Source organism: Chloroflexus sp., from assembly GCF_034432675.1.
Lineage (GTDB): Bacteria > Chloroflexota > Chloroflexia > Chloroflexales > Chloroflexaceae > Chloroflexus.
Map to the genome: position 1 here is coordinate 11,654 of NZ_DAOUBI010000132.1, position 26,218 is coordinate 37,871.

A 26,218-nucleotide genomic window follows, 5' to 3' on the forward strand; every position below is an offset into this window, starting at 1 on the left:
TATGCGGCGATGGCTCATCGCGTTCACAATTATCCTGACCGGCCTGTGGCCGTTTCCAGCCTATCCACTGCCGACAGAATATTGTTTTTGTGAGGCTACCCCCATCTGGATCCATGCTGATCCGCCGGCGCAACATGAAGTTGCACTCTTCCGCCGACACCTCGATCTTGCCACATCAGTCACCGATGTCACGCTCGCCATCTTTGCCGATACACGCTATGAAGCGTATCTCAACGGTCAGCTTATCGGACGCGGGCCGGCTCGTTTCTCTCGCCAGTATCGCGAGTATGACCTGTTACCGGTCGGTACATTGCCAGCAGGACCGCATGTGCTTGTAGTACGTGTGCAATGGGCACCTAACAACCGCCGCAGCGAGTCGGAACGACCCTTTCTCTGGGCGTTGTTACGAAGCAGTACCCAAACCGTGACTGCAAGTGGAGCAGACTGGCAGGCGCAACTGCTCACCGCGTACCGTAGCGATGCCGCCCCGGTTCACCGCTGGAACCTGATCGGTCCGACGGAGCTGGTTGATCTTGCCCTTCTCCCACCTGACTGGCGAATAAACGGCGGTACCGGAACCTGGCATTCTGCAGTGCCGATAAGTGCATCGCCAGCCGCATTTGCTCCCCGCTCGATCCCGCAACTGGTTGATGTTCCTGTCCCGGTTGACGTGATCGGTACTGGTCGATTCGATCCTGCATTCATCCCAATAGAGTTTGCGGGTGGCGTGGAAGCAGCGACTGTACCACTTACCGTCAATCGCCAGGTCGTACTGACCTTCCTGGGTCTCGACGATGCACTCACCAAACAACTGACTGTAAACGGTCAATCACTGAGCTGGCAGCCGGCAATCGGTCGCCCTCCGGGTATCGTCACTGCCCAGCACCCGCTCTCAGCCGGTAGCCATATCCTGCGTCTGAACGGGTTACAGAATCAGCCGGAAGGCTGGACGATCTTTCTTTCCAAAGATGGCTTGACGAATATCCCACCATTGACCTTTAGCGCACACGCCGGACGACGATTGTTGCTGGCGCCTCCTCAACTAGACCCACACGTAGTTAGCATGATCGGCCAGTCGTGGCAAACAGTGCGCTTCCAACCGGGAGGTGGGTATCTCGTACTCGATCTTGGTCGCACCGTCCATGGGCGATTAAGCGTCGAAGTGAGGGGAGCGGCAGGCAGTATCATCGATATCGGTTGGGACGAACGGTTATGGCAAAACGTTATACCACTTCCGTTTCCCGGCCCATTACACTCAGAATGGAACCAGGTTGACTCGTGGCGGCTCGATGGCCGTTCACATACCATCACCACCATTGATACCCGATCCGGACGCTATATTCTGATTGCTGTCTGGAGCAGTGAACCGGTAGAATTGCACAATCTTCAGGTTGTTGAAGAACGCTACCCGGTTACACAAATCGGTTCATTCACCAGCAATGACCCACTGCTCAATCGCATCTGGCAGATAGGCGTTGATAGTCTGCTCCCCAACATGACCGATGCCTACACCGATACTCCCTGGCGTGAACGAGGCCAATGGTGGGGAGATGCATATGTTGCCGATCATATCAATCGTGTTGTGTTTGGCGCTCACGCTTTACGACAACGTGGCATCCGTCAGATAGGCAATGCTTTTACAGCCGAAGGTGTTCCAGCAGCAATTGCCCCTAATCCGGGAGCAAACCGAATGCTCGACTACGGCATGTTATGGGTGCAATCAATTGCTGATGATCTACGCCTCACCGGTGATCTGGAACTGGCCCGTGAGGAATGGCCAACCATCGCCCGCTTTCTCGATCATCTCAGTACGTACTATAACTCGACTACCGGACTTCTCGATCTGCCGGTTGGTCCATGGGAGCAAACCACCTATCTTGACAGCAGTGCAACCCGTGCCCGTTATGGTCAATCAACGGCGGTAAACGCAATGTACTACGGAACGTTGCGAGCGTCTGCCTCCATTGCTACAGCTCTCGGTGAAACGGCAACGGCTGAGCTTCTGGAGCATACCGCAGCGACATTGCGCACCCAGATCAACCGTTACCTCTACGACCCGACTACACGTCGCTACATCACCACTATCATTGCCGGTCAACCGGATCCCCCTGGTCCACACGCCCAGGCTCTGGCACTTGCTTATGATGTGGTACCGGCCGGTGAAGTACCGGCTGTAGCTGATGCGTTGCTTACACTTATCGTTCGTGATCCAACACGAGCGAATCTTCACCTCTACGGCATGTTCTGGGTCTTGCAGGGACTGAGCAAGGCCGGACGCATACAGGAAGCACTTACTTTAATCAAGCAATTTTACGGCTGGCAACTGGCACAAGGCGCAACGACATGGTGGGAGCATCTGTTCGCCGACCAATACTGGTTTGCCAGTCGATCACATAGCTGGAGTGGGTCCCCGACCTGGTTTCTCTCCACCTTTCTTGTAGGTGTACGCCAGATTGGGGCGACAACCTGGGAAGTAGTCCCGGCCTGGCAAGGGGTCAGCACAGCTTCGGGAAAAATTCCCTTGTTATCAGGGTTTCTCAGTGTAACATGGGAACAGCCAGATTGCACGCTACGACGGATAACGATTCAGGCACCGACGGGAACTCAGGGGAGTATCTGGCTTCCCCCACCGACAGCTTCGACCATTATCACAATGAATGGAGCTGAGATCTGGTCAGTAACATATCGTGATCCTGTTGTCAGTCAAGACAGCTACAGTCGTCTCCAAATCACTACCACACACGGAGGTACCTATACTATCGAACAGCGTCAGACATGCACGAACATCTGGTTGCCGACAATTCAACGTTAGTTGCACAGTGAGGTAATATCATGCATCGACATCGTCTCATCTTCGTTCTGGTGATGTGGTTGATTGCTGTTGCATTACCGGCAACTGCCCAAACCCCAACAAACATCTCAACCATCTACCTCCCATTGGTATCGGCAAATACCATCCGCCCACTCGGCTTTGAAACAAACACGGGCTGGCTCTATGAATCTAGTGTCTATCCCAAGGCTGCTAATCTCAATGCCCATTGGGTACGGCTCAATACCTTGAGCTGGCGTGAAGCTCAACCAACTCAGGGCTCGCCCATTAACTGGAATGCACCTAGCTTCACCCGCTTTGAAGCCGAAGTAGCTGCTGCCAACGCCCTTGGCCTGCAAGTTATGGCTATCATCGATGATCATCCATCGTGGGCGACGGGGAGCGATCGCATCTGTGCCGCCATCCTCGATCAGTATCACGATGAATTCGCAGCCTTTGTCCGAGCCGTGGTTGCAAAATACAGTCAGGCACCATACTACGTGCGCTATTGGGAATTGGGAAACGAGCCGGATGTCGATCCCAGACTAGTTGGCGAGAACTTCCCATTTGGCTGTTGGGGTGTCATTGAGGATGAATACTACGGCGGTGGACGGTACGGAAGAATGTTGATGACAGTGACGCCACAAATCCGTGCTGCCGATCCGGGAGCCAAAGTCGTTTTTGGCGGCTTATTACTGGCAAGACCGGAAAACGGCCAAAATAACAACGACGGTAAGCCTTTCAATTTTCTCGAAGGGGCATTACGAGCAGGTGCCGGACCTTATTTCGATATCCTTGCTTTTCACTCCTACCCGACCTACTTTGAAGAAGTTAATACGAATAATGCCCACGTCGATTTCGACACACATGAGAGAACTTTTGGCGGTGCATGGGGATCGCGTGGCGGGGCCACGCTGGGCAAAATTGCCTTCCTGCGCGAGGTGATGCAGCGTTATAGTATTAATAAACCTCTGTTCCTCAATGAAACCGGCTTGCTGTGTGATGACAGGTACACCTCTTATGTCCCGGTTTCTGGTAGTTGTAATGCGGCAGCCCCGATTCTTCAGCAGGCACAAGCCAATCACCTGATCCGCTCATCGATGCGTGCAATGGCGGCCGGTGTTGAGGCGTATATCTGGTACACCCTGCAAGGGCCAGGGTGGCGTCATGCAGGCCTGCTTGACGGAAGTCAACAACCACGCTTAGCATATATTGCGCTGAAGACGGCTATTGAGCGCCTCAATGAGGTACGCATTCCACCGCAACCTTTCACCGGCTACGGCGCTGATCTTGAAGCCTATCGCTTCAGCGGCAATGGCTTTGTGCTCGATGTGGTCTGGTCGGTCGAAGACACGCTACACCAGATTACTCTGCCGGCCGATTCGTTTATCGCCGCCTATACCCGTGATGGCGCATCGATTGTACCTGCAATATCAGGCAGTACTGTGACGCTTAACGTCGGTTTTGAGAACATCTATCTGAAGCGTAAACCGTAAGGTAGTGAAAGGCTCTATCGCTCTGGTTGTCGTGCTGTGAAATAGGGTCGAATCCCTTGACGCAACCAGATCGATCCGGTACACTACCCATGCACACGAGCGGCGGCGGGCGGTTGGCTCGTCGCCGTTATTACTCTACCATTGGAGCGAACTATGCTCGTAGCAGATATGAATTCTATCTGGCAACAGGTTGCAGGAAGTATTCTTGATCCCTTGCTGACTGTGTTGGTCTTTTTACTGATGCTCAGCCTGCTGGTGATTGTCCACGAATTGGGACACCTGTGGGTTGGCCTGCGAATGGGGATCAAAGTTGAGGAGTTTGGGATCGGATTCCCACCCCGCGCTCTGGTGCTGTTTGAGCGAAACGGGATTAAGTATACCCTCAACTGGCTCCCGCTCGGCGGTTTTGTGCGCTTTGCCGGAATGGACGGCGAGAAAGATGCGGTGTACGGTACCGGCAGTCTAGCCGCTGCCCCGCCGTGGCGTAAAATCCCGGTCATGTTGGCCGGCCCAGTGATGAATTTTGTGCTGGCCGTTGTGATCTTCAGCATCCTCTTCGCAACCGTAGGCGTGCCAACGCCAACCGGTCGGATGCTGATCAGCAATGTCTTTCCCGGCACTCCCGCAGCAGCAGCCGGCTTCCAGGCCGGAGATGAGCTGATCTTGCTTGATGGTGAACCGGTGTATGACGAAACGACCATCCGTGCTGTTGCCCAACGCCGCCTGGGTACAACTATCGAGGCTGTTGTCCTGCGCAACGGAGCAGAGGTTACGCTACAGGTTACCCCTGGCCCGTGGACAGCTCCCGACGGACGAGAGTTCAGTGCCGGTTTTGGCTTCAGTTACGGCCCACAAGTGGAGAATCAGCCGATCAATCCGCTTGCCGCATTTGGTGCCGGTCTGATGCACAGCGTCGATTTGACCGGTCGGATGGTGATGATGCTAGCCGACCTGCCGGCAGCCCTGGCCGGGATATTTAGTCCAACGCCACCAGCAACCGGTGAGCCGCTGGGACCGGTTGGAATCGCCCGCGCCACCGGTGAGGTGATTCGGCAACCTGACGGCTTTGTCTCATTCTGGTCGCTCACAGCAGTGTTGAGCCTAAACCTTTTCATCCTGAATCTGTTGCCAATCCCGGCCCTCGATGGTAGTCACATTCTGTTTGCGCTGATCGAGTGGGTACGCGGGAAGAAGCTGCCACCAGAAAAGGAAGCCCTGGTTCACGCCTTCGGCTTTATGGCCCTGATGGGCTTGATGGCGTTGTTAACGGTGAACGATGTGTTAAACGCGGTACAGGGGACACCAATCTTCGGACGCTGATGGAGATCATTCGAGCCAGTGAAATAGGCGAGTATTATTATTGTGCACGATCGTGGTGGCTGCGACGGGTAGCAGGCGTTGAACCAGACGGTGCAGAGCGTCGTGCCCTCGGTACGATAGGCCACATACGACACGGTCGGTTGGTGAACGCCAGCCAACGGCTGCTCTGGATAGGAGTTGTTCTCCTGCTCGGCGGTGCAGGTCTGGTCTGGTGGGCAATCCGATGATGGGATTGGGTATTGCTCTCATCCTTTGTGCGCTGGGCATCTTGCTGCTAGCCATCATCCTGCGTCAACGCAGCGGCTTACCCTGGGCGCGGGTGGTCAGCACCGATGTCGGCGAGACACGGACGCTGACTCGCCCGCTCTTCAGTGCCCGCCTGGGTTTGACCGGTAAGCCAGATTACATCTTGCAACAGGGAGATTACCTCATCCCGGTTGAAGTGAAGCCTCATCGGCGTGCTCCCCAACCATACCCCTCTGATCTGATGCAACTGGCTGCGTATCTGGTATTACTTGAAGAAACAACCGGTGTTGCGCCTCCCTACGGCCTGCTCCGCTATGCAGAGGAAACGTTCAGTCTTCGCTACACGCCGGCGGTGCGTGCAGAGGTGTTAGCCACCCTGACCGAAATGCGTGATCTGCTTTCGGCGGTCGATGTTGTGCGCAACCACGATGATGCCGCTCGTTGTCGGGGATGCGGTTTTCGTTCGCAATGTGAGGATGCCCTTGTCTAATGAACAGCGGGCTAATTCCTCACAACCAGATACCACCTTTGGCCTGTCTTTGTGCTACCATGAAGCGCAGTATATATAGTCAATGGCAGGTAACCCTATGTATCTCACCAGTGATAATGTCATGGCGGCAATTGCCGAGCATCTTGCCGGACGTTTATCAATTGAGCAGTTAGCTGAATGGGCGTTCGATCACTTTTACAGCCTCGAACAGGGTGAAGTGACTGTTCCGGCAGGTGAAGAGCCGCTTATTCGCGAGGTTCTGGACGAGCTGATGTTTGCCGATAGTAATGTTTGTTCATTATCTGCCCATGAATTACAACAGTTGATGGAACGATTGGTACGGGTATGAAAATCCAGCCACATCCTCGCTTACGCAGCATGATGGTCGGCGACGAAGTCTATTCATACCACTACAATCTGACCGCAAAAGTAGCCGATATCTTTCCAGCTGCTGTCTGTGTTCGGATTGGTATCCTCTCTACCGAGATACCGATGGAGCTAAGTCACACACCACAGTTGTGGCGAGCCGATGAAATCGAGAATTTGTCGGTTTGCCGCTACTGTGGTACACGTGATGGTGTGCGGGTGGTGAGCGAACAGGGCATTCCTTTTCGGGTGTGCGTTCAGTGTTTGCCGCCTGACGCAGAATGAGAACGACGCGGTATTTCCGCAATCTACCCCTCTACCAGCACCATCGTCAAGGTGGGCATGATTGCGGTTTCTGTCATACCTGCCCTGTTGCGGGTATAGGAATCTGGCATTGTTCTCATCACACTCACGTATACCAACACAACGTGAGCGAAAGTCGCCTGGTATCAAATCTAAAAATACAGTGCACAGCCCGCAATTCAAAACGTACTCTTTCGCTACTCCCTCGTTCGCTGCATCTCTCGTATGGTAATGCGATCAATCCGTAGGGGCGGGTTCAAAACCCGCCCCCTACGAAAACCTTCCCCTCCGTATTATGTAGATGACACCTACGGATTGTTGCGGAAAAGATGAATTGTCATCATTCACCGGGTATTCGGTGACAGGCAGTGATGTTATCACTCAAGATTTGCCGTCATACCATCACCACGACGCATAGCAGCGTAACAGCCGGCACAGTGTCGAGACAGCTTTATTCCCCTTTACGGAGCCACTTTACCATCTGCCAGCCGCCCGGCAGTGCAATGGCAGCGAGGACAATCTTGAGCGCATCGCCGGGCAGGAACGGCAATACACCCTTCAGCAGTGCGTTTTCAAATCCAATGAAGAAGCCTAACCACGTTGCACCAATGACGTAGATCAACACGTTTGCTAACACCATTACGGCCACTGCTGGAATAAAGTGGCGATCCCAGCCACGTTCAGCCAGCCAGCCACACAGTGCTGCCGCCAGCGGGAAAGAAATCAAATAGCCACCTGTCACCCCTAAGAGGTGCGTGTACCCGCTTGCACCACCGGCAAAGAAGGGCAAGCCAATTGCACCTTCAAGCAGATAGAGCAAGAGCGCCAGTAGTCCTAACCGCGGCCCCAGCAGACTCCCGACCAGCAAGACGCCGAATGTCTGACCGGTAATCGGTACGGGCGAGAAAGGCAGCAGCGAGATACGAATCTGCGCACTCAGTGCTACCAGCAGACTTCCCAGCACAACCAGCAGCGTATCAGCGACCCAGGCCTTTGCCAGCCAGCCCCGACGTGGTAAAACTGCCTGTGCTAGTGTTCCCGTAGTGGTCAATGTCTGATTCATAACACCTCCACTCAGTACAACGTCCTTCTTCCCTCTCCGAAAGACCTAATGATCCGATGGTACACTATCTATGACCATTGGCAACCGGATACATTACGTCGGTAGCGATAGTATACCCGATCTTGTACCGACACAGTAACAGGCGTTCTACCACGAGAGAAGCGTTAGATCAGGTTCCTGAGATCAATACTCCCTTAATCCGCACAACGATGGCTCAACCTCTAGTTCCAAAGCCTCTTCATCAGTCAGAGGTTGCAGCCCCAAATTGACACGCCAGAAGGTGTCGACCGCTGCCGGCAGCTCTGATGATGGCGTGGTCACCATTGGCAGCAACGACGCTGCACTGTCAACCTGCAACGCCGGATGCTGTGCACGAAGCGCGGCAAATGGTGCGGCTACTACACCATCGGATCGGGTTTCAGCCAGACTCAGGAATGAAGATGGTAATATCAACGTCCGATCATCGACCAGCGTCGGCAGGACCTCCTGCAAACTACGGAAGAGCAACGCTGTCCATTCCTGGGCATGACCACCGAGGTCGGTACGACCACATCCATTCAGAAGCAGGGCATCACCGTTCAACAAGAAGCGATCACCCATTGGCGAGATCACGCGGTAGACCAGATGACCGGGTGTGTGACCGGGGAACCAGTGGGCTTCGATCAATAATTGCCCCAGTGCTACCCGTTCACCACCGAGCAAGGGGACATACGTCAGATGAGCCGGCGATAGGGTTCGTGGATGAAGGGCATCGTAAGGATGCATCGCCAGTAACGCCTTACGCTCACCGGCCAGCGCTGCTCCACCCGACAGCCGCCCTGCTGCGAGATGGGTTAACAATACCCGTGTTATGTCGGCGTCAGCCGCAGCAGCCACCTCCTGATACAGGTGAATATGGCGACCAGGATCAACGACAGCAGCTTCACCGGCACTGATGATCACATAACTGAGATCACCACGCGCCGGGCGGATGATCTGGATAATACGTCCCCAACCGGCATTGACCACATCGCGAACATCGTAGAAATCAAGCCAGGCTTGAAATCCGCCACGCAGGTAGCGGGTGGCAATCCCACGAGCGGCCAACAGTTCGGCGACATACTGCGATGAACCTTCTTTAGCGCAAATAACTGTCAGGAGTTGATCCGTCGGCACCTGGGCTGTTGATCCGTCGGCACCTGGGCTACCGCACTCTCTTCATCTTCGATAAACGCAAAGTACGGAATGTTGATAGTTGGCACCGGGTATCGCCCACGTATCCGATTGTGGGCATATTCCAGTTCATTCCGTACATCAAGAATAAATAGGGGTTGTCTGGCCAGAAGTTCGGCATACAATTCCGCCGGTTCTAAGACACTAAGCCCGGATGGCGGATAGTTGGATAGTTGCGAGTTGTCATTGTACGCTCCTTTGCGTTGATTGATTGTGTAGGCAAATACAACGTTAAGATGAGTGTAGAGGTTGCAACACGGTGAAACAAGTACAATCCAGGTGACCTGAGTTGTCGTTTGTTTCTCGAATATATCATTGGGCAGGCGCACCGGCTCAGCAGGTTTTGAACCCGTCGCCATACCCGGCAAGACTGCAACTCAGGCCGCCTGCATACCTTGCCTGATCACAATCCACCGCTCAGAATGGCTGCACAACCCTATACCTGTTCTAGCTTAAGCCCTACCATCCCCTCACGCAGTTACCCCATATATCGCAAAGACGCGATATAATACAAAGTACCGGAGGTCAGTCTCATAACCAGTGAGGAGTGCGCGGTGAGCGTCTATAATCCCAATGATGCCGATTTTGCGTTTACACTTGGGATCGAAGAGGAGTACCAGATTGTTGATCCCGAAACACGCGAGTTACGCAGTTACATTACGCAAATTCTTGAGCCGGGCCGTACCATTCTGCGCGAGCAGATCAAGCCAGAGATGCACCAGAGCATCGTTGAGGTAGGCACGCGCCCCTGCCGCACGATTAGCGAGGCAAGAGCGGAAATTGTTCGTCTGCGGAGTGCGATTGCCGGCCTGGCGGCACGTCATAACTTGCGGATTGTCGCTGCCGGTACCCATCCCTTCTCCTCGTGGATGCAGCAAGAGATCACGCCCGATGAACGCTACCATATGGTCGTGGGCGAGATGCAAGACGCAGCATTACAACTGCTAATCTTCGGTATGCACTGCCACATCGGGATGCCAAACAACGAGGTTGCAATCGAGCTGATGAATGTGGCCCGCTACATCTGCCCGCACTTACTGGCCCTGAGCACCTCTTCACCGTTCTGGATGGGACGCAATACCGGCTTTAAGTCTTACCGCAGTGTTATCTTCAGCACCTTCCCGCGCACCGGGATTCCGCCAACCTTCCAATCAGCCAGCGAGTTTGAACGGTACGTTCAATTGCTGGTCAATACCGGCTGCATCGATAACGGCAAGAAGATCTGGTGGGATCTCCGCCCGCACCCCTTCTTTGGCACACTCGAATTCCGTGTCTGCGACATTGCCACAAAAGTCGAAGAGTGTCTGGCCCTTGCTGCCACCATGCAGGCCCTGATCGTGAAGTTCTATACCATGTTTGAAGACAACACAACCTTCCGCGTCTATCGCCGCGCCCTGATCAACGAGAACAAGTGGCGCGCTCAGCGTTGGGGGTTAGACGGGAAGCTGATCGATTTCGGCAAACGAAAAGAGGTCGAGGCAAAGGTGCTGGTGCACGAAATCGTCGAACTGGTCGACGATGTGGTTGATATGCTGGGGTCGCGACGTGAGGTAGAATATCTGCTCAAGATCGTCGAACACGGCACCAGTGCTGATCGACAGTTGCGCATCTTCGCCGAAACCAATGATCTCAAGGCAGTGGTTGATAATTTGATGGTGGAGACGATGGAAGGTGTGCCGGTGATGGCATTTGAGGCAGATGTGCCAAGCCAGGCAGCGCATAGCTAGGCCAGCATACTAGAGAGGATTTCAACATGGACGTTGAATTAACCCCAGAACAGCAGTTTATCCGGCAAACAGTGCGTGAATTCGCCGAAAAAGAGATCGCGCCGAAAGCGCGATATGTCGATGAGCATAGTGCATTTCCAAGCGAAACTTTCGCCAAAATGGCCCAGCTCGGCCTGATGGGGCTGCCTTTTCCCGAAGAGTACGGCGGTGCCGGTGCCGATAGTGTCAGCACCGCTATCGCCATCGAGGAGGTTGCCCGTTGTTGTGGCAGCACTGCCCTCGCCTACGCTGCCCACCTTGGTCTGGGCAGTGCCCCGATTGCGATGTTCGGCACTGAAGAACAGAAACGGCGCTTTCTCGTACCGGCTGCCAAAGGTGAGTATCTAGCAGCGTTCGGTCTGACCGAACCGCACGCCGGTTCCGATGCCGGTGCTACGCGCACCACAGCCCGCCTGGTCGGCGACGAGTGGGTGATCAACGGCCAGAAGATGTGGATCACGAATGCTCCCATCGCCGGCCACATCATCGTGACCGCCGTAACCGATCCCGATCTGGGTAAGAAGGGTATCTCAGCGTTTATCGTTCCCCGTGGTACCCCAGGGCTAAGCTTCGGCAAGCACGAACCGAAGATGGGGTTACGTGGTTCGGTAAGTACTGCGGTGATGCTTGACGATGTGCGTGTTCCCCGGGAAAATCTGCTCGGTGAGCGCGGACGCGGGTTCATCCAGTTTTTACAGGTTCTCGACGGTGGTCGGATTGGGATCGGAGCGATGGCGATTGGCCTGGCTCAGGCCGCCTACGAGGCTGCGGTAGCCTATGCCCGCGAACGAACGGCGTTTGGCAAACCGATTGGCGCTCATCAGTCGGTTGCGAATATGATCGCCAATATGGCAGTCGATCTGGCCGCAGCACGCGCACTGGTCTACGGCGCGGCCCGCCTGAAAGATGCCGGTCGCCCCTATACCCGCGAGGCAGCGATTGCCAAACTCTTTGCCTCAGAAGCGTCAGAGCGTATCTGTCGCGATGCCATTCAAGTCTTTGGTGGTTATGGCTACAGCCAGGAGTATCCGGTTGAACGTCTCTACCGTGATACCCGCCTGTTGACCATTGGCGAAGGAACGTCGGAAATCTTGCGTGGAGTTATCGCCCATTCCGTTCTTGGCCTGCGCGGATAGCAGCTTGTGCTACAATGGAGGAACGAACGATAGCTTGCTATTGCCTGTGAGGTCTCAGACGAGGAAGTAGTATGACGCAGAGCCAGCCCGAGACCGACCGCGCCGCTCCTGCAATTAATCCCGCAGATTTGCAGGCACTGATCGCGCAGGGACGGCAACAAGGCTTCGTTACATTTGAGGATGTTCAGCGGCTGGTTCCCAACCCTGATGAGTCGATTGAATTGATCGACTCCATCTATGCCGCATTAGCCGAGGCCGGTGTTCCGGTTCAGGAAGGTGATGAAACAGCTCTGGGCGATGAGCCGTCATCACCTGCCACAATGGACCTCGATCTCGATGACGAGTTGTCAGACGCATTGCTCAGCGATAGCGTCCGCCTCTATCTGCGTGAAATCGGTCAGGTTCCCCTGCTCACCGCCGAACAAGAGAAGCGACTCGCGCAGTTGATCGAGCAGGGCCAGGAGGCCGAGCGCAAGCTGGCGACACTGCCACCTGATAGCCCGGAAGCAGCCCGCTTGAAACAATTGAAGGCGAAGGGTGAAGAGGCGCGTCAGCAGATGGCAGCTGCCAATCTGCGCCTTGTGGTTAGTATTGCCAAACGCTACCGCGACCGTGGCCTGCCCCTCCTCGATCTCATTCAAGAAGGCAGCCTCGGATTGCTGCGTGCCATCGAAAAATTTGATTACACCAAAGGCTACAAGTTCAGTACATACGCCACGTGGTGGATCAAGCAGGCACTTTCCCGCGCCCTCGCCGATCAGTCACGCCTGGTGCGGCTACCGGTTCATCTTGGCGAAACCCTCAACCGGATTCAGTCGGCCCGTCGGCAACTCACCCAATCGCTCGGTCGGGAACCAACCGATACCGAGCTGGCGAACCATCTTGGGATGAGTGAAGAGAAGCTGCGCGAGCTGCGCCGTACTGCCCAGGACCCGGTATCGCTGGCCACACCGGTCGGTGAAGAAGCCGATAGTACGCTGGCTGATTTCATTCCCGATCCGCACGCACTCGATGCTGATGATGCTGCCGCCAGCGGCATGCTGCGCCAGCAGATTACGGCTGCGCTCGATCAGCTCAGCGAGCGTGAGCGCCGGGTGCTTGAGTTGCGCTATGGCCTGGTTGATGGGCAGCCGCGCACGCTCGAAGAGGTCGGTAAAGCGTTTGGCGTTACCCGCGAGCGGGTGCGGCAGATTGAAGTCAAGGCGCTGCGCAAGTTGCGCCATCCACGATTGGGCAAGTTGCTGAAGGATTACCTCGATCAAATTTGAGGGTTGGTGGGTACGTTGGGGCACGTCGCGACGTACCCCATATTTTATTGACAGGCTAGAACCTCCCAGCCTGCCGGTATGGTAGCGCAGAGTATGACCATCACGCACTGGATTGGGTGCCTTACCCACTCATCATGCGCGTGGCGCGGCGTTTGGAGTGCGGCCGCCATGCTGCCGCGCCAGCCATGCTCACGATCCGGCGTTTGTCAGGCCGTTGACCCAAGCACAGAGTCGGTCAGTATTGAATCTGGTTGCCTTGATCGCTCGTTATGCGCGTGGCGCGGCGTTTGGAGTGCGGCCGCCATGCTGCCGTGCCAGCCGTGCTCACGATCCGGCGTTTGTCAGGCCGTTGACCCTGTTGGTTTGAAGCATGCCGTGTTTGCCTGTCGCAATCACGGAGTCGGTCAGTAATGGCGGGCTTCCAGCCCGCGCACGCAGCCATCCCGCCACCGCCGGATTACTTCCGTGCCAGATTAGCCGCCACCAGGATCGGATCCCAAACCGGCGCAAACGGCGGCGCATAGCTCAGATCAAGCTCAGCCAGATCATCAATCGTCCAGCCGGCTTGCAGTGCAGCCGCAATCGTGTCAATCCGCTTCGCCACACCTTCGCGACCGACCATCTGACCGCCTAGCAAACGGCGTGTATTCCGATCAAATACCAGCGAAACGGTAATCGGCTGATGGCCCGGCATATAGTGTGCCCGCGAGCCGGCTGTAGCCTGTACAGCCTCGGCGGCAAACCCCTCGGCCCGCGCCCGTGCCAGTGACAGACCGCTCATTGCGGCTTCTAGCGCAAAGACCTTGACCGCTACCGTACCGACAATCCCACCAAACCGGGCATCACCACCCGCCAGATTCTCGCCGGCCACGCGCCCCTGTTTGTTGGCCGTGGTACCGAGCGGCATCCATACCGGTTTCTGCATCACCCGATGCCACGCTTCAGCCACATCACCCGCTGCCCACACCTGCGGAAGGTTGGTCCGCTGATGATTATCGACGGCAATCGCCCCGGTCGGCCCCAACCTGATCCCGGCAGCCTGGGCAAGCGCAACGCCTGGTTTGACCCCAACGGCGAGAATCACGATCTCTGCCGGGATGGTCTGCCCTTCAGCGATAACCGCACGTATCCGTTCATCGCCGAAAAGCCCCTGCACCGTCTGGTTCAAACGCAGATCCACCCGCTGTCGGATCAGCTCTGCCTCGATCTGGCTCGCCAGATCGGCATCCATACCCGGTAGCACCTGGGGCAACCGTTCGATAAGGGTGAGCGATATGCCATGCGCGGCCAGCGCTTCAGCCATCTCTAACCCGATATACCCACCTCCGATAATCACACCGCTACGTGGTCGTTGTTCGTTCAACCATTCCTTGATTGCCAGCGCATCCTCAACCTGACGCAGCGCAAAGACACCCGCCAGATCAATCCCCGGTAAAGACGGACGACCAGGTTGCCCACCTGTCGTCACCACCAGGTCGTCCCAATGGTCAACAAACTCACGTTCGCTGCGCAAATCCCGCACACGCACTGTCTGTTGGTTTGGATCAACCTCCAACACTTCGTGTCGTACCAGGGCTTGAATGCCTTGCCTGGCGAATTGCTCTGGCGTGCGCACGATCAGGTCTTCAACCCGCACAATCTCGCCCTTAATGGCATACGGAAAGCCACAGGCACCGTAGCTCACAAATCCCGACCGCTCATACACCACAATCTCAAGCGTTGGATCGGTGCGGCGGGCTTTGGCCGCTGCACTCATGCCCGCTGCCCCACCACCGATCACGACGACCCGTCGCCTCATTCATCTCCTCCGGCTTGCTGAACAGAAGACACCTTATGATAATACAGATGCATCTGTCACCGGTCAGGTTACGTTTCCGCTCCCCACCAGCGCCAGCACCCCCAGCCCCAGCAACCCGATCAGACACCACGCCATCCCGTCATACCCGATCCATCCCACCAGCACCCCTGCACCCACCGGCGCCACCGTGCGGGCCACGGTCAGCAGCGCATTTTGCAGCCCGCTGATCACACCGTAGTTTGCCACCCCGTACTGTTCGGCAATCAGCGCTGCCCGCATGATCGTTTGGGTACCGGCCCCCGCTCCAAACAGCGCCACATAGACCAGCACAGCGATAGGGTGGGTTGAGAGCGTCAGAATCGTCAGGCCAATCATCTGCAACCCAAACAGACCGCCAGTCACCAGCCAGCGCGGCCAGCGTTCACCGAGAGGGCCGATCAACAGCCGACCGAGGAGCGACATCAAACCGTGCAGGCCGGCCATTGCCGAGGCGAAGGTAAGCTGTTCACCGCGACTGATCAGGTACGGAATGAGATGAACGGTCATAGCGACCGTTGCAAAGCTGCTGATTGAAAACGCAAGGCTGATCAGCCAGAAGCGCGACCTGGCAACCACCGCTCGCCATTGTAACGAAGGTTCAGGTGGATGATTGAGATAGGGGTTTTGAGATACGCCATCAGGTTCCAGCCCAAGATCCGCCGGACGGCGGCGCAGTATCAGCGCGTGCGGTGGTATGGTCAGAGAGAGTATCAGCGCCAGAACGATCAGGGCCGAACGCCAGCCCAGCCAATCGACCAGCCAGCCGGAAAGCGGGATGAAGACGAAACTGGCCCACGCCCCGAAAAAGGTCAAAATCTGCAAGGCCCGACCCCGTTCACGGCGAAACCAGGTTGCGACAATCGCAAAGGCCGGCTCGTAGAGCACAGCAGCACTCGCCAAACCAATCCCAGCCATCACCAGGTAGAGCTGCCCTGGCGTCGTGATTTGTGACCACACGACCAGCAGCCCACATCCCAGACATGAACCAGCCGTCATCAACCACCGACTACCGGCCCGGTCGAGCCACCAGCCCACCAGTGGCGCCGCCAGACCATTGGTCAGCAGCGCCACCGCATAACCGGTAGCGACGACCAGTTGATCGACCGCTAAATCACGGCTCATCGGCAAGATAAAGACGCTGTAAGCATAGTACAAAATGCCCCACGAAATAACTTCCGTGATCGAAACGGTCAAGAGCATGATCCAGCCGTAGTAGATACGACCGGAGTGTAAACGTTTTAACAGCATGAGCGTGATGTTGGCTGCAATTCAATCGTGGCGGAAAACGTATTTGGAACCGGTGAACAGCATACACTGCCATCAGCGTCTGGTCCGCTGCAAACACCTGTTTCCGGTAACGTCAACTCGAGCCGTTGTGCAGCTTCCCAGTCACCACACAGTGCCGCAGTCACCGAACGCACCTGTTCGTAGCCGGTCAACAGCAAGAAGGTTGGCGCCCGCCCGTAGCTCTTCATCCCGACCACGAAAAAGTCCGGTTCTGGATGCTGTAATACTGTCACCCCATGCGGTGGTACCGTCCCACAACTGTGCAGATTGGGATCGATCAATGGAGCCAGCGCGACCGGAGCCTCAACAATCGGATCGAGCGCCAGCCGCAATTCACGCGCCGGTGCCAGATCGGGGCGAAAACCGGTACAAACGACAATCTCATCAACCGGCGGTAGAGTACGTTCGCCATCACGCACAATCAACCCATCGGCAGTACGCTGAACCTGATCGGTGTGCCAGCCTGTGACCAGACTCACCCGCCCCGAATCGACCAGCGCCCGTACCTGCTGGCCCAGCCGCCCCCGTTCCACCAGCGCATCGGCTTCGCCGCCACCAAAAATCCGTTCGATCGTAGTTGCATCACGCCGCACCACCCAGGTTACCCGTGTATCTGGGGCGGTCTTCCCGAGCCTGACCAGATCGAGCAGGGTATTGAACGCCGAATGCCCACTCCCGGCGACCAGCACTCGCCGGTTTGCGTAGTGCGCCCGATCCCGACCGAGCACATCGGGAATACCGTAAAAGATATTGGCGGCGGCGTCGCGTTCACCAATCGCTGGTACCCCTGCCGCACCTAGTGGATTGGGTGAGAGATAGGTACCCGAAGCATCGATCACGGCCCGTGCCAGCAGCAACGACTCTTGCCCGTTATCGTCAACGATTGTCAACTGAAAGGGCACCCGCTGGCGATCACGACCGCGCTGCCGGTCATGGCCACGACGGGCAACAGCCACGACCCGCCGGCGATAGCGAATATGTGGGACAATCGCCGGCAAATCGGCCAGCGGCATCAGATAGTGCGCAACCAGTTCGGCGCCGGTCGGAAATGTATCAGCCGACGGCATCTGCCAGCCGGCGGCAGAGAGCAGCCGATTGGCTGCGGCGTCGACGCAATAGCGCCATGGCGTAAACATCTGCACGTGCCCCCAGCGTGAGACAGAAGCACCAGCCCGATCACCGGCTTCCAGAACGATAAACGATGCACCACGTTCAGCGAGATGGGCAGCCGCAGCCAGACCAACCGGACCGGCACCGATAATCGCGATTGGGAGAGTCATGACGTGTCTTCCTTTCAGCTATTATATCGAAGAACATCGATATACAAAACACAAAAAAACGCCTCTCCATCAGCCCATCCAGATCAAGCTTTATCCGGTGTAAGAGAGGCAAAAAACTGATCGATCAACAACCGCACTGTTGCCAGTGCATCCTGGCGAATCGCGTAATAAATCCACTGCCCGCGCCGCTCGCCCTCGATTAGACCACCATCGCGCAGCAACCGCAGATGGTGCGAAACGGTTGGCTGCTTGACGGGAAGGGCCGCTTCGAGATCACAAACGCAGACGTGACCGGCGTTGCGGGCCAGGATGGCCAGCAAGCGCAGACGGATCGGATGCGCAAGCAACGACAATGCATCGGCAAGCTGCGTAGCCTCAGCATCGCTGAGCGTAACCGTGATCGCCGGTGCACAACAAGACATCATCTGCACGGCCGGTGTTTCCTGATTTGTAGGCTGTGCCTTCATACTGCCTCCTCGGAACCCTCGACACGTGTAGTATAGCAGTATATCGAAGATTGTCAATATACTGTGCGTAGCAATATGCGAGTAAAGCCTTCATATCAGGACTTCAGCTACGCTTAATATTTCCTTAACCAACGACACAGCGTCAGAGCGCTATAATAAGGCAGGTTGTGCGGTACAACAGAATGACGGCATTAATGCATAAACACAGCCACGTATGCGATTATTGCGTATCATTTGCTTTAGTTTAATCACGCTTCTACTTGTTGCCTGCGATACTGGTTTATCGCCTGCCGCGCAGCCAGAAGCTACCCCTTTTCCAACCTCCGAAGCGCCGCTGCTCTCGCCCACAGCGGCGCTTCGCTTGCCAGACACCGATCTTGCCCGGCTTGCTGGAGAAATCAAGATCGACGGATCGAGTACTGTCTTTCCAATCACTGAACGGGCAGCAGTTGCATTTGGTGACCTGGCTCCCGATGTGACAATCCGCCTGGGCGTGAGCGGTACAGGGGGTGGATTTACCCGCTTTTGCGCCGGTGAGACTGACATCTCGAACGCTTCGCGTCCTATCAAGCAGAAAGAAATTGACGCCTGTGTTGCGTCTGGTATCGACTTTATCGAATTACCGATCGCGTTCGATGGCCTATCTGTGGTTGTGAATCCGCGAAACACCTGGATCGACTGCCTGACCGTTGCTGAGCTGAATCTGATGTGGGCGCCAGAGGCAACTAATCGGATCACGCGCTGGAATCAGGTTCGTGCTGTATGGCCCGATGAACCTTTGCATCTTTACGGTGCCGGTGTTGACTCCGGAACCTATGACTACTTCACCTCGGCAATTATTGGTACAGAGGGAGTGAGTAGAAGCGACTATACTGCCAGTGAAGATGATTATCTCCTGGCCCAAGATGTTGCCGCCGACCGGCTGGGTCTAGGCTTTTTTGGCTATGCTTACTACGCTGAATACGCCGATCAATTACGGGCGGTGGCCATTGATAATGGTCAGGGCTGTGTTGCGCCAACGGTTGAAACAATCGTTGATGGGAGCTATCAACCGCTCTCACGTCCAATTTTCATCTATGTTCGTGCCGACAGTTTGAAGCGACCACAGATTGCAGCCTTCGTCAAGTTCCACATACAAAACGGTGCTACGTTTGCTGAGCAAGCCCTGTACGTTCCCCTACCGGAAACTGTCTATCAGCTTGCCTTGCAGCGGGTAGAGCGACGGATCACCGGTTCGGTCTTTTCCGGCGGGTCGCAGGTTGGTCTATCAATCGAGCAATTATTGCAACTAGAGGATCGCTAGCGATGCGCTTTCCGATTCGCGTAAAGTTGTTGGGGGCACTGGCCATCGACCTCCTGTTGATGATGATCCTTGGCTCCTTTGCTATGCATCAGATGGCCGTCATGAACGAACATGCTGTCTTCATTGAACGTAATACTATTCCATCGCTCGACACGGTTGGCGATATGACAGCAGCGATCAATCGCTATCGTACTCGCCAGCTCGAATTTCTGATTTATACCAACAACGGCGACCGTGCCCGCATTCTTGATCAGATGCGTGTGATTGAAGCCGAAATGGCCGGCTACGTGCAAACGTACCGTGCTTTGATTGACTCCGAGAGCGAACGTCGTCAGTTAAATGCTGTTGAAGCAGCCTGGCACCAAGTGGTACGCGCCAACCACGAACGCTTCATGCCGGCAGTACGCCTGGTGAGTGATGGCAGTGTGCAGCCTTTTTATTCACGCATGAATCCCGTTTACGCCACGCTTGATCAGGAAATGAGCCTTCTGGTGCAAAAGAATCAGCAACAGGCACGGGCATCACTCGATGTTGTCGCCAGCAGTTATGCGACCGCGCGAACTTTCATCTTGTTCGATACGGCTGTTGCTATTATCATCTCGACGGTGATTGGCTTGTTCCTGTCTGCGCGCATCGCACGTCGGATACGGCGACTGGCTCAGGCTTCTCATCGGGTAGCCGCCGGTGACTTTGTCGGTTCTATCAATGAGCGGATACGTGATGAGCTCGGTGATCTGGCCCAGGCATTCGATCAGATGTTGAGCAGCCTACGGGCACAACGTGCCGAGCTGGAAGAACGCAATCGTGCACTGCAAGAGAGTATCTCGCGTCAGGTTCAGTTGATGGAAGAGATTATGCGTGGCAAACAGGCCGAAGCTGAAGCAGAACGGGCGCGCGCCGCCGCAGAGGCCGCCAGTCAGGCCAAGAGTGCCTTTTTGGCGACAATGAGCCATGAATTACGTACTCCCCTCAATGCCATTCTCGGATACGCGCAGTTGCTGCATCTGAGTAAGGTTGTGAGTGAACCGCACACAGACTATCTAGAGCGCATTCTCGTGTCTGGCCGTCATTTGCTCACCCTGATCAGTGACGTGCTCGATTTTGCCCGTATTGAACAGGGAGCACTCGAACTGGAATACCGCCAGGTTGCAATCGCACCCCTGGTCGAAGATGTAGCAACAATGACGTTGCCTCTGGCTCAACGCAACCACAATCAGGTGTTCACCCATTGCCCAGCGGACATTGGCACTATTGAGACCGATGAACGCCGCTTACGACAGGTTTTGATCAATCTCCTCGGTAATGCAGCTAAGTTTACCGAACGGGGAACGATTCAGCTTAACGTCATGCGAGAGCAGCACAATGGCATCGACGGCATTCGCTTCGACGTTATCGATACCGGGATTGGTATCCCTCGTGATAAGCAGAACAAACTTTTTAAACCGTTCAGCCAGATTGACGAGTCGGTCGCCCGCCGTTATGAAGGTACCGGTCTCGGTCTGGCACTCAGCAAGCAGATTGTGCTGGCCCTTGGTGGCACAATTGATGTAGAGAGCGACATTGGTCTTGGCTCAACCTTCACCGTTTGGCTGCCTAATGCACCTCTTGCTGCGGCAGACTCCACATCGTTACCACCGCAACCACACTTAATAGGAGAACCCGCATGAGCTATATTCTCGTTGTTGACGATAATTTTGATAATCGCCATATTATTGGGCAGATGTTGCAATTTAGTGGCTTTACTGTTGAATTGGTTGCTGATGCTCATTCTGCACTTCAGATCGCCCACACGCGGCGTCCAGGTCTGATCCTGATGGATTTATCGATGCCCGGTCTTGATGGCTGGACGGCAACTGAATACGTCAGGCGTGATCCAGAATTACATTCAATCCCGGTTGTTGCTGTGAGTGGTCATGTCACCCGCAACGATATTGAACGGGCAAAGCGAGCGGGATGTGTCGAGTTTCTAGCCAAACCGATTGACTATGAACATCTTATTGAGGTTGCCCGTCGCTACACCGGGCAGGCATCTCGTTCATCTTCACACACATGAACGTATTGTTCTCAGGCGTCGCCTGACCGACCGCGACGAGACGGAGCCGTGGCCTGCAAGCATCCTATTGCACGTCCACGCTCCAGGGATGGCATGAAAGACGGTGAGCTAGCATGAATAACGTTCAAGGCTACAGGTAGGTGAAGACACGCTTACGCCTACCATCAGTTCGTCCCTGGCACCATACGACGTAGTGCGTAGAGCTTATGTCATAAAAGCTGTGCAGTGGTGCTACCAGCCTGTCGCACAGACTCCTGAACACTCGCACATTACCAACGACAGTATCTCCTGCTCCCAGGCTGCCAGTATAGAAACGAGGAGCGCTAACAACCATACCATCGCCAGGGCAATCACTCGTTGAATTGGTTGTCTTACCCGCTCATCATGCGCGTGTCGCATCGTTTGGAGTGCGGCAGCATGGCTGCCGCGCCAGCCGTGCTCACGATCCAGCGCGTGTCACGCCGTGTACCCGACCAGTCACAGGGATGCTGAGTGTTCTCGCCACGATCATGTCGTCTGTCAGCAATGTAATGAGATAACTTCTAGCATACGGAACTCAGGAAGTCTATCCAGATGAATGCTGCCGTCCAGCGGTTGGCTAGTTATGGTACGATGAAGTTATGAAACCTCGACTCTTACCTTTGCTTAGCTGTCCACGCCACCCAGCAGTGACGTTGACAGTAGAACAGATCGAGCGTGTAGTTAACGGTGCGATTGTATCTGGACGGCTACGCTGTCCGGTGTGTGCCACGACATATCTGATTAAAGACGGCATTCTCGACATGATCGGTCAACACCGGCTAACCAGTGCTGCGCAAGTGGTCAATGAGGTACCGGTCGCCGCCTGGGCTTACGAACGCACCTGGCGACCATTCGCACTCAGCTTACTCAGCGGTGAACATTTTCCCCTTACCCGCGAACTCAAACTGATCACCGGTCTGGCGGGTGCCGGGCGGGGAGGGCTGATGGTTGACGTTGGTTGTAGCAATGGTCTATACGCACGTGCATTGGAACATGTCCGTCGTCAGAGTGGCGCCGGTGGTTTTGTGGTTGGCATTGATCTGAGTATGGCAATGCTCCAGGAAGCTCAACGACGTGCCTACCGCGAGGGGCTGTCGATCAGCTTTATTCGTGCTAGCGCTCAGGCCATGCCCTTTGCCGATGGAACCGTCGATGCGCTGGTTATGGGGGGGAGCCTGAATGAAATCGGCGATATTCCGGCAGCGCTATCAGAGTGGCGACGACTCTTGAGTCTGCAAGGACGCGGTGTGATGATGAGCCTGGTTGCAGCATCCACACCGATTGGACAAGGGATTCAGCAACTCCTGGCGAGTGGTGGGCTGCAGTTTCCTACTCTTGCTGACTTGAACCACTACTTCACCGCTGCCGGCCTGCGTCTGCGCGCCCAGTGGCAATACGGGATTGTGGTGTTCAGTGTGCTCCAGTAATGCTCATCTATTTGACGAGAAGGGCCGGTTATGATATATTCATAATCGCTGTACGGTGCCTGTAGCTCAACGGCAGAGCGCCTGACTGTGGATCAGGAAGTTGTGGGTTCGAATCCCATCAGGCACCCCACACGAGCGAAAAGCTGGGAATCATCCCGGCTTTTTTTGTACCAGACGCTATGACCCACAAAACAGTTATTCCTTTCCAGAATGCCCTGGTCGTATTAATGGACTCCATCTCATACCTCAACGAACACGATCAGGGAGCATTCGTGGTAAGCGGCTCGCACGGTGGTATCAGCTCGGCCCGTTACGCGCTCGCGGTGTCGCTGAGAGGTGTTGTCTTCAACGATGCCGGCATCGGCAAAGATCAGGCCGGTATTGCCGGCCTGGAGCTACTCGATACCGCTGGTGTTCCGGCAATTGCGGTTGCTCACACCAGCGCTCGTATCGGTGATGCTGTCGACACGTGGGCTAGTGGCATGGTCAGTGCCTTCAACCAGGCTGCGGCAGCACGTGGTGTACGCATGCACCTATCGGTACAGGAAGCTGCAACCTGCATCCTTTCCGACAACGTCAGATAAACAGTTGCGCGAACTGTGCGATACGCACGAAACCTGGGCAAAACCGGTCATGGTGTCCTGTAGACACTACACTCTGACAAACTTTTTACCCAGGTTCAGTTGCGTAGCGGCTGCGAGTGCGATATACTCAGCAATAGCCGGGTAAGAAGCGTATCGTATAGTTATAGACAGGTGGCTTGTGGATCTTGTTCGTGCTCATGTCTTTATTTCCGGTCGCGTACAAGGGGTGAGTTTCCGGGCGTACACCCGCGACCGGGCGCGGGAAGCGCAAGTCAAAGGGTGGGTACGGAACCTGAGCGATGGTCGTGTGGAGGCAGTCTTTGAAGGAACACGACCAGCCGTTCAAAAACTTATCAGTTGGTGCTACAGTGGCCCCAGTCAGGCGCAAGTCGAACGGGTCGAAGTTCACTGGGAAGATCCAACCGGTAAAGAAGGGATCTTTACCATTGTCTGGTAGAAAGAAACGCCGCATAATAAAGCGGGGAAGAGTGATTGTGCAGAAACAAAAGTGTTCTCCGCATAGGGCTGTTACTCCTGTCAGCATAGAAGCAGAGACTCCGCGGCGTGAAAGGACACATATGGGAGTCAAACGCTGGAAACTGATTACCAGTGCCCTGATTAGCATCGGTATCGCTACCCTGGCAATCCTCAATCGTGAATGGATCATAGAAGCCTTCAGTCTATTGAATGAAGCAAAGCATGGCTGGCTCCTAGTGGCGCTGGTGTTGATAGCCTTCAGTTATTTGATGAGTGCACAGGTCTTTAATCTCGTGCTCCGTTCACTTGGTCACCGCATAGGTCTCCTCCGTCTCTGGGCAACTGCTCTGACCGCGATTATCATTAGTCAGTCGGTACCTGCCGGCGGCGTCGGTAGCTATGCGTTTCTTATGAGCTACTTCAACCGCCGTGGCATTCGTGCCGGCGAATCGGCGTTACTGGCTTCCCTGGAGACGGTAAGTTATGTGGTTGCCATGCTGCTGGTCTTCTCGTTTAGCCTCGGCTATTTTGCCTGGCGTGGCCTTGAAGCGACCGGTGCCAGCTACATCGCCGCTCTGGTGGGTCTTTCGGTGATCGGTGTTGCGATTTTTGTCCTGACCCGTAGTGAGCAGACCCTACGCCAATGGCTCGGTGGTCTGCAACATCGGGTTGGCCGCCTCATCGGCAAGCAGTGGAGTAGTGCCCGGATTGATCGCATCGTTGCCGATTTGGCCCGCGGGCGTAGCCTGCTCATTCATCGTCGCCGTGATGTTATGCTGCTGGTTTTGATCCAGTTAACTGCCCTCAGCGGTCATAGCCTGGCGATGTTAATTGTGTTGCACGCTCTGGGGACTGATGTCAGTTTTGCGGTGGTGCTGGCAGCGTTCGGGGTGGCACTGGTAACGTCTACATTTAATGTTTTGCCCGGCGGTGGCGGTACGGTTGAGGCTGCGCTGGTAGCCGTTCTGAGCCAGATGGGAGTGGGTCCGGCAGCAGTGCCGGCTGCGATCATTTTCCGTCTCTTCAACTACTGGCTGGCCGCTCCTATTGCCATAATTTGTTACCACTGGCTGATACACGAGCCGGTAACGCCACTGGTACGCAGTTCAAAAGTGCGTACCAGCTCGCTAGAGGCATCGTCGCACGACTAAATGACCAGCCGATGCACAAGGGGGGGTATGAACAAAAGTGTCGTCGAGAATCTGCGACGGGTCGAGCTGTTGAGCGGTCTGAGTGATGAAGAGTTGTTGCAGATTGCCACTATCTGCAAGGTGAGACGGCTTGCTGGCGGTCAGCACGTATTTAATGAAGGTGATGAGGGTGACGAGCTGTTCGTCATTCACGAGGGTTGTGTGCGCATTGTGATCAACACTCGTGGCCCTGACGGAACATTCACGCCTTCAACCATCAATCTGCTCTACAGTGGTCAAAGTTTTGGCGAGATGGTGCTCCTCGGTGGTGCCACGCGCTCCGCAACGGTGGTCTGTGTTGATCCATGCGTATTACTGGTCATTCGTGAACGCGATTTTGCCATGTTATGCGAACGCAACCCGCGGATCGGGTATCTGGTGATGCGCAATATGGCTGCCGATCTCGCGTATAAACTCCGCTCATCAAATTTGCTCCTCCGCGGCAATATTCGCTGGCAGCAAGGTGAGTTGGGTAAGCGTTGAATGGCATGACACGCGCCGGATCGTGAGCGCGGCTGGTGCGGCAGCCATCTCCAAACACTGCGACACGCGTATGACAAACGAGCAAGATAACCAATTCAACGTAACGATGATGGGGATCACCTGTATGGTACAGATAGACAGAATCCGTAGGGGCGGGTCTAAACCGGCCCCTACGCGATCTCCCCGGCGTAGTGGTAGCCAGAGGCGTTGGAAAGCGGTTTGGATGGCGTAACGGGTCAGTGCCCGTCGCAATGCCCGACGACGGTCTTCGGTTGGCACGCGGGTTACTGCACCACGGCGATAACGCTCGGCAACGTAGGCAGTTGCGATACCG

At 55.5% G+C, this 26,218-nt stretch carries 26 protein-coding genes and 1 tRNA gene; 19 read left to right on the top strand and 8 right to left on the bottom strand.

Going from position 1 to position 26,218, the window contains the following annotated elements; genetic code table 11:
- Position 1: 1 nt before the first annotated feature.
- The 7 genes from VAE55_RS09775 (at position 2) to VAE55_RS09805 (ending at position 7,012) form a co-directional block, all read left to right on the top strand.
- Entirely contained in the window at positions 2-2,812 is a 2,811-nt protein-coding gene (locus VAE55_RS09775) for an alpha-L-rhamnosidase (protein WP_322815599.1), read from the top strand.
- Positions 2,813-2,832: 20 nt separating this feature from the next.
- Entirely contained in the window at positions 2,833-4,305 is a 1,473-nt protein-coding gene (locus tag VAE55_RS09780) for a cellulase family glycosylhydrolase (protein WP_322815600.1), read from the top strand.
- 153 nt (positions 4,306-4,458) lie between these two features.
- Positions 4,459-5,625 (top strand): M50 family metallopeptidase, encoded by a 1,167-nt coding sequence (locus VAE55_RS09785; RefSeq protein ID WP_322815601.1) that lies wholly within the window; start codon positions 4,459-4,461, stop codon positions 5,623-5,625.
- Positions 5,625-5,852: a hypothetical protein gene (locus tag VAE55_RS09790; protein WP_322815602.1), complete on the top strand. Its 228-nt coding sequence runs from the start codon at positions 5,625-5,627 to the stop codon at positions 5,850-5,852. The genes VAE55_RS09785 and VAE55_RS09790 overlap by 1 nt, the downstream gene beginning before the upstream one ends.
- On the top strand, positions 5,849-6,361 hold the full coding sequence (cas4, locus tag VAE55_RS09795; protein WP_322815603.1) for a CRISPR-associated protein Cas4: 513 nt from the start codon (positions 5,849-5,851) through the stop codon (positions 6,359-6,361). Before VAE55_RS09790 ends, cas4 begins: the two co-directional genes overlap by 4 nt.
- Positions 6,362-6,458: 97 nt before the next feature.
- Positions 6,459-6,710: a hypothetical protein gene (locus tag VAE55_RS09800; protein WP_322815604.1), complete on the top strand. Its 252-nt coding sequence runs from the start codon at positions 6,459-6,461 to the stop codon at positions 6,708-6,710.
- Entirely contained in the window at positions 6,707-7,012 is a 306-nt protein-coding gene (locus VAE55_RS09805) for a hypothetical protein (RefSeq protein ID WP_322815605.1), read from the top strand. Before VAE55_RS09800 ends, VAE55_RS09805 begins: the two co-directional genes overlap by 4 nt.
- Before the next feature lie 469 nt (positions 7,013-7,481).
- Here VAE55_RS09805 and VAE55_RS09810 read toward each other — a convergent pair whose 3' ends face one another.
- The 3 genes from VAE55_RS09810 to VAE55_RS09820 form a co-directional block, all read right to left on the bottom strand.
- Positions 7,482-8,093: a biotin transporter BioY gene (locus tag VAE55_RS09810; RefSeq protein WP_322815606.1), complete on the bottom strand. Its 612-nt coding sequence runs from the start codon at positions 8,091-8,093 to the stop codon at positions 7,482-7,484.
- Between the two features lie 183 nt (positions 8,094-8,276).
- Positions 8,277-9,248, bottom strand: a complete 972-nt coding sequence (locus tag VAE55_RS09815) for an MBL fold metallo-hydrolase (protein ID WP_322815607.1) — start codon at positions 9,246-9,248, stop codon at positions 8,277-8,279.
- Positions 9,227-9,664, bottom strand: a complete 438-nt coding sequence (locus VAE55_RS09820) for a hypothetical protein (RefSeq protein ID WP_322815608.1) — start codon at positions 9,662-9,664, stop codon at positions 9,227-9,229. The genes VAE55_RS09815 and VAE55_RS09820 overlap by 22 nt, the downstream gene beginning before the upstream one ends.
- Positions 9,665-9,859: 195 nt before the next feature.
- Between VAE55_RS09820 and VAE55_RS09825 the strand changes: the two genes are divergently transcribed.
- The 3 genes from VAE55_RS09825 (at position 9,860) to rpoD (ending at position 13,475) form a co-directional block, all read left to right on the top strand.
- Positions 9,860-11,032, top strand: a complete 1,173-nt coding sequence (locus tag VAE55_RS09825) for a carboxylate-amine ligase (RefSeq protein ID WP_322815609.1) — start codon at positions 9,860-9,862, stop codon at positions 11,030-11,032.
- 26 nt (positions 11,033-11,058) lie between these two features.
- Complete coding sequence (locus tag VAE55_RS09830; protein WP_012259419.1) at positions 11,059-12,207, top strand: acyl-CoA dehydrogenase; 1,149 nt, start codon at positions 11,059-11,061, stop codon at positions 12,205-12,207.
- 71 nt (positions 12,208-12,278) lie between these two features.
- A complete protein-coding gene (gene rpoD / locus VAE55_RS09835) occupies positions 12,279-13,475 on the top strand; it encodes an RNA polymerase sigma factor RpoD (RefSeq protein WP_322815610.1) in 1,197 nt (398 codons plus the stop codon).
- Positions 13,476-13,932: 457 nt separating this feature from the next.
- Here the strand turns inward: rpoD and VAE55_RS09840 are convergent, their stop codons facing one another.
- The 4 genes from VAE55_RS09840 to VAE55_RS09855 form a co-directional block, all read right to left on the bottom strand.
- Positions 13,933-15,273, bottom strand: a complete 1,341-nt coding sequence (locus tag VAE55_RS09840) for an FAD-dependent oxidoreductase (RefSeq protein ID WP_322815611.1) — start codon at positions 15,271-15,273, stop codon at positions 13,933-13,935.
- A gap of 63 nt (positions 15,274-15,336) precedes the next feature.
- Entirely contained in the window at positions 15,337-16,560 is a 1,224-nt protein-coding gene (locus VAE55_RS09845; RefSeq protein ID WP_322815612.1) for an MFS transporter, read from the bottom strand.
- Positions 16,551-17,879, bottom strand: a complete 1,329-nt coding sequence (locus tag VAE55_RS09850; protein ID WP_322815613.1) for an NAD(P)-binding domain-containing protein — start codon at positions 17,877-17,879, stop codon at positions 16,551-16,553. Before VAE55_RS09850 ends, VAE55_RS09845 begins: the two co-directional genes overlap by 10 nt.
- Positions 17,880-17,962: 83 nt before the next feature.
- Positions 17,963-18,346, bottom strand: a complete 384-nt coding sequence (locus tag VAE55_RS09855; RefSeq protein ID WP_322815614.1) for a metalloregulator ArsR/SmtB family transcription factor — start codon at positions 18,344-18,346, stop codon at positions 17,963-17,965.
- 214 nt (positions 18,347-18,560) lie between these two features.
- On the opposite strand from VAE55_RS09855, the gene VAE55_RS09860 reads away from it, so the two are divergent.
- The 9 genes from VAE55_RS09860 (at position 18,561) to VAE55_RS09900 (ending at position 25,884) form a co-directional block, all read left to right on the top strand.
- On the top strand, positions 18,561-19,649 hold the full coding sequence (locus VAE55_RS09860; RefSeq protein ID WP_322815615.1) for a PstS family phosphate ABC transporter substrate-binding protein: 1,089 nt from the start codon (positions 18,561-18,563) through the stop codon (positions 19,647-19,649).
- Positions 19,650-19,651: 2 nt separating this feature from the next.
- Positions 19,652-21,316: an ATP-binding protein gene (locus VAE55_RS09865; RefSeq protein WP_322815616.1), complete on the top strand. Its 1,665-nt coding sequence runs from the start codon at positions 19,652-19,654 to the stop codon at positions 21,314-21,316.
- Positions 21,313-21,702, top strand: coding sequence for a response regulator (locus VAE55_RS09870; protein ID WP_322815617.1), 390 nt, complete (start codon positions 21,313-21,315; stop codon positions 21,700-21,702). Before VAE55_RS09865 ends, VAE55_RS09870 begins: the two co-directional genes overlap by 4 nt.
- Positions 21,703-22,322: 620 nt before the next feature.
- Complete coding sequence (locus VAE55_RS09875; RefSeq protein WP_322815618.1) at positions 22,323-23,150, top strand: methyltransferase domain-containing protein; 828 nt, start codon at positions 22,323-22,325, stop codon at positions 23,148-23,150.
- Positions 23,151-23,205: 55 nt separating this feature from the next.
- Positions 23,206-23,280: transfer RNA gene (locus VAE55_RS09880), tRNA-His, on the top strand.
- Between the two features lie 49 nt (positions 23,281-23,329).
- Positions 23,330-23,734: a hypothetical protein gene (locus VAE55_RS09885; RefSeq protein ID WP_322815619.1), complete on the top strand. Its 405-nt coding sequence runs from the start codon at positions 23,330-23,332 to the stop codon at positions 23,732-23,734.
- Positions 23,735-23,912: 178 nt separating this feature from the next.
- On the top strand, positions 23,913-24,191 hold the full coding sequence (locus tag VAE55_RS09890) for an acylphosphatase (protein WP_322815620.1): 279 nt from the start codon (positions 23,913-23,915) through the stop codon (positions 24,189-24,191).
- A 121-nt stretch (positions 24,192-24,312) separates the two neighbouring features.
- A complete protein-coding gene (locus VAE55_RS09895) occupies positions 24,313-25,362 on the top strand; it encodes a lysylphosphatidylglycerol synthase transmembrane domain-containing protein (RefSeq protein WP_322815621.1) in 1,050 nt (349 codons plus the stop codon).
- Positions 25,363-25,389: 27 nt separating this feature from the next.
- Positions 25,390-25,884, top strand: a complete 495-nt coding sequence (locus VAE55_RS09900; RefSeq protein WP_322815622.1) for a cyclic nucleotide-binding domain-containing protein — start codon at positions 25,390-25,392, stop codon at positions 25,882-25,884.
- On the opposite strand, the gene VAE55_RS09905 is transcribed toward VAE55_RS09900, so the two are convergent.
- The coding region (locus tag VAE55_RS09905; RefSeq protein WP_322815623.1) for a hypothetical protein at positions 25,825-26,218 on the bottom strand (394 nt) is incomplete at its 5' end. The genes VAE55_RS09900 and VAE55_RS09905 overlap by 60 nt on opposite strands.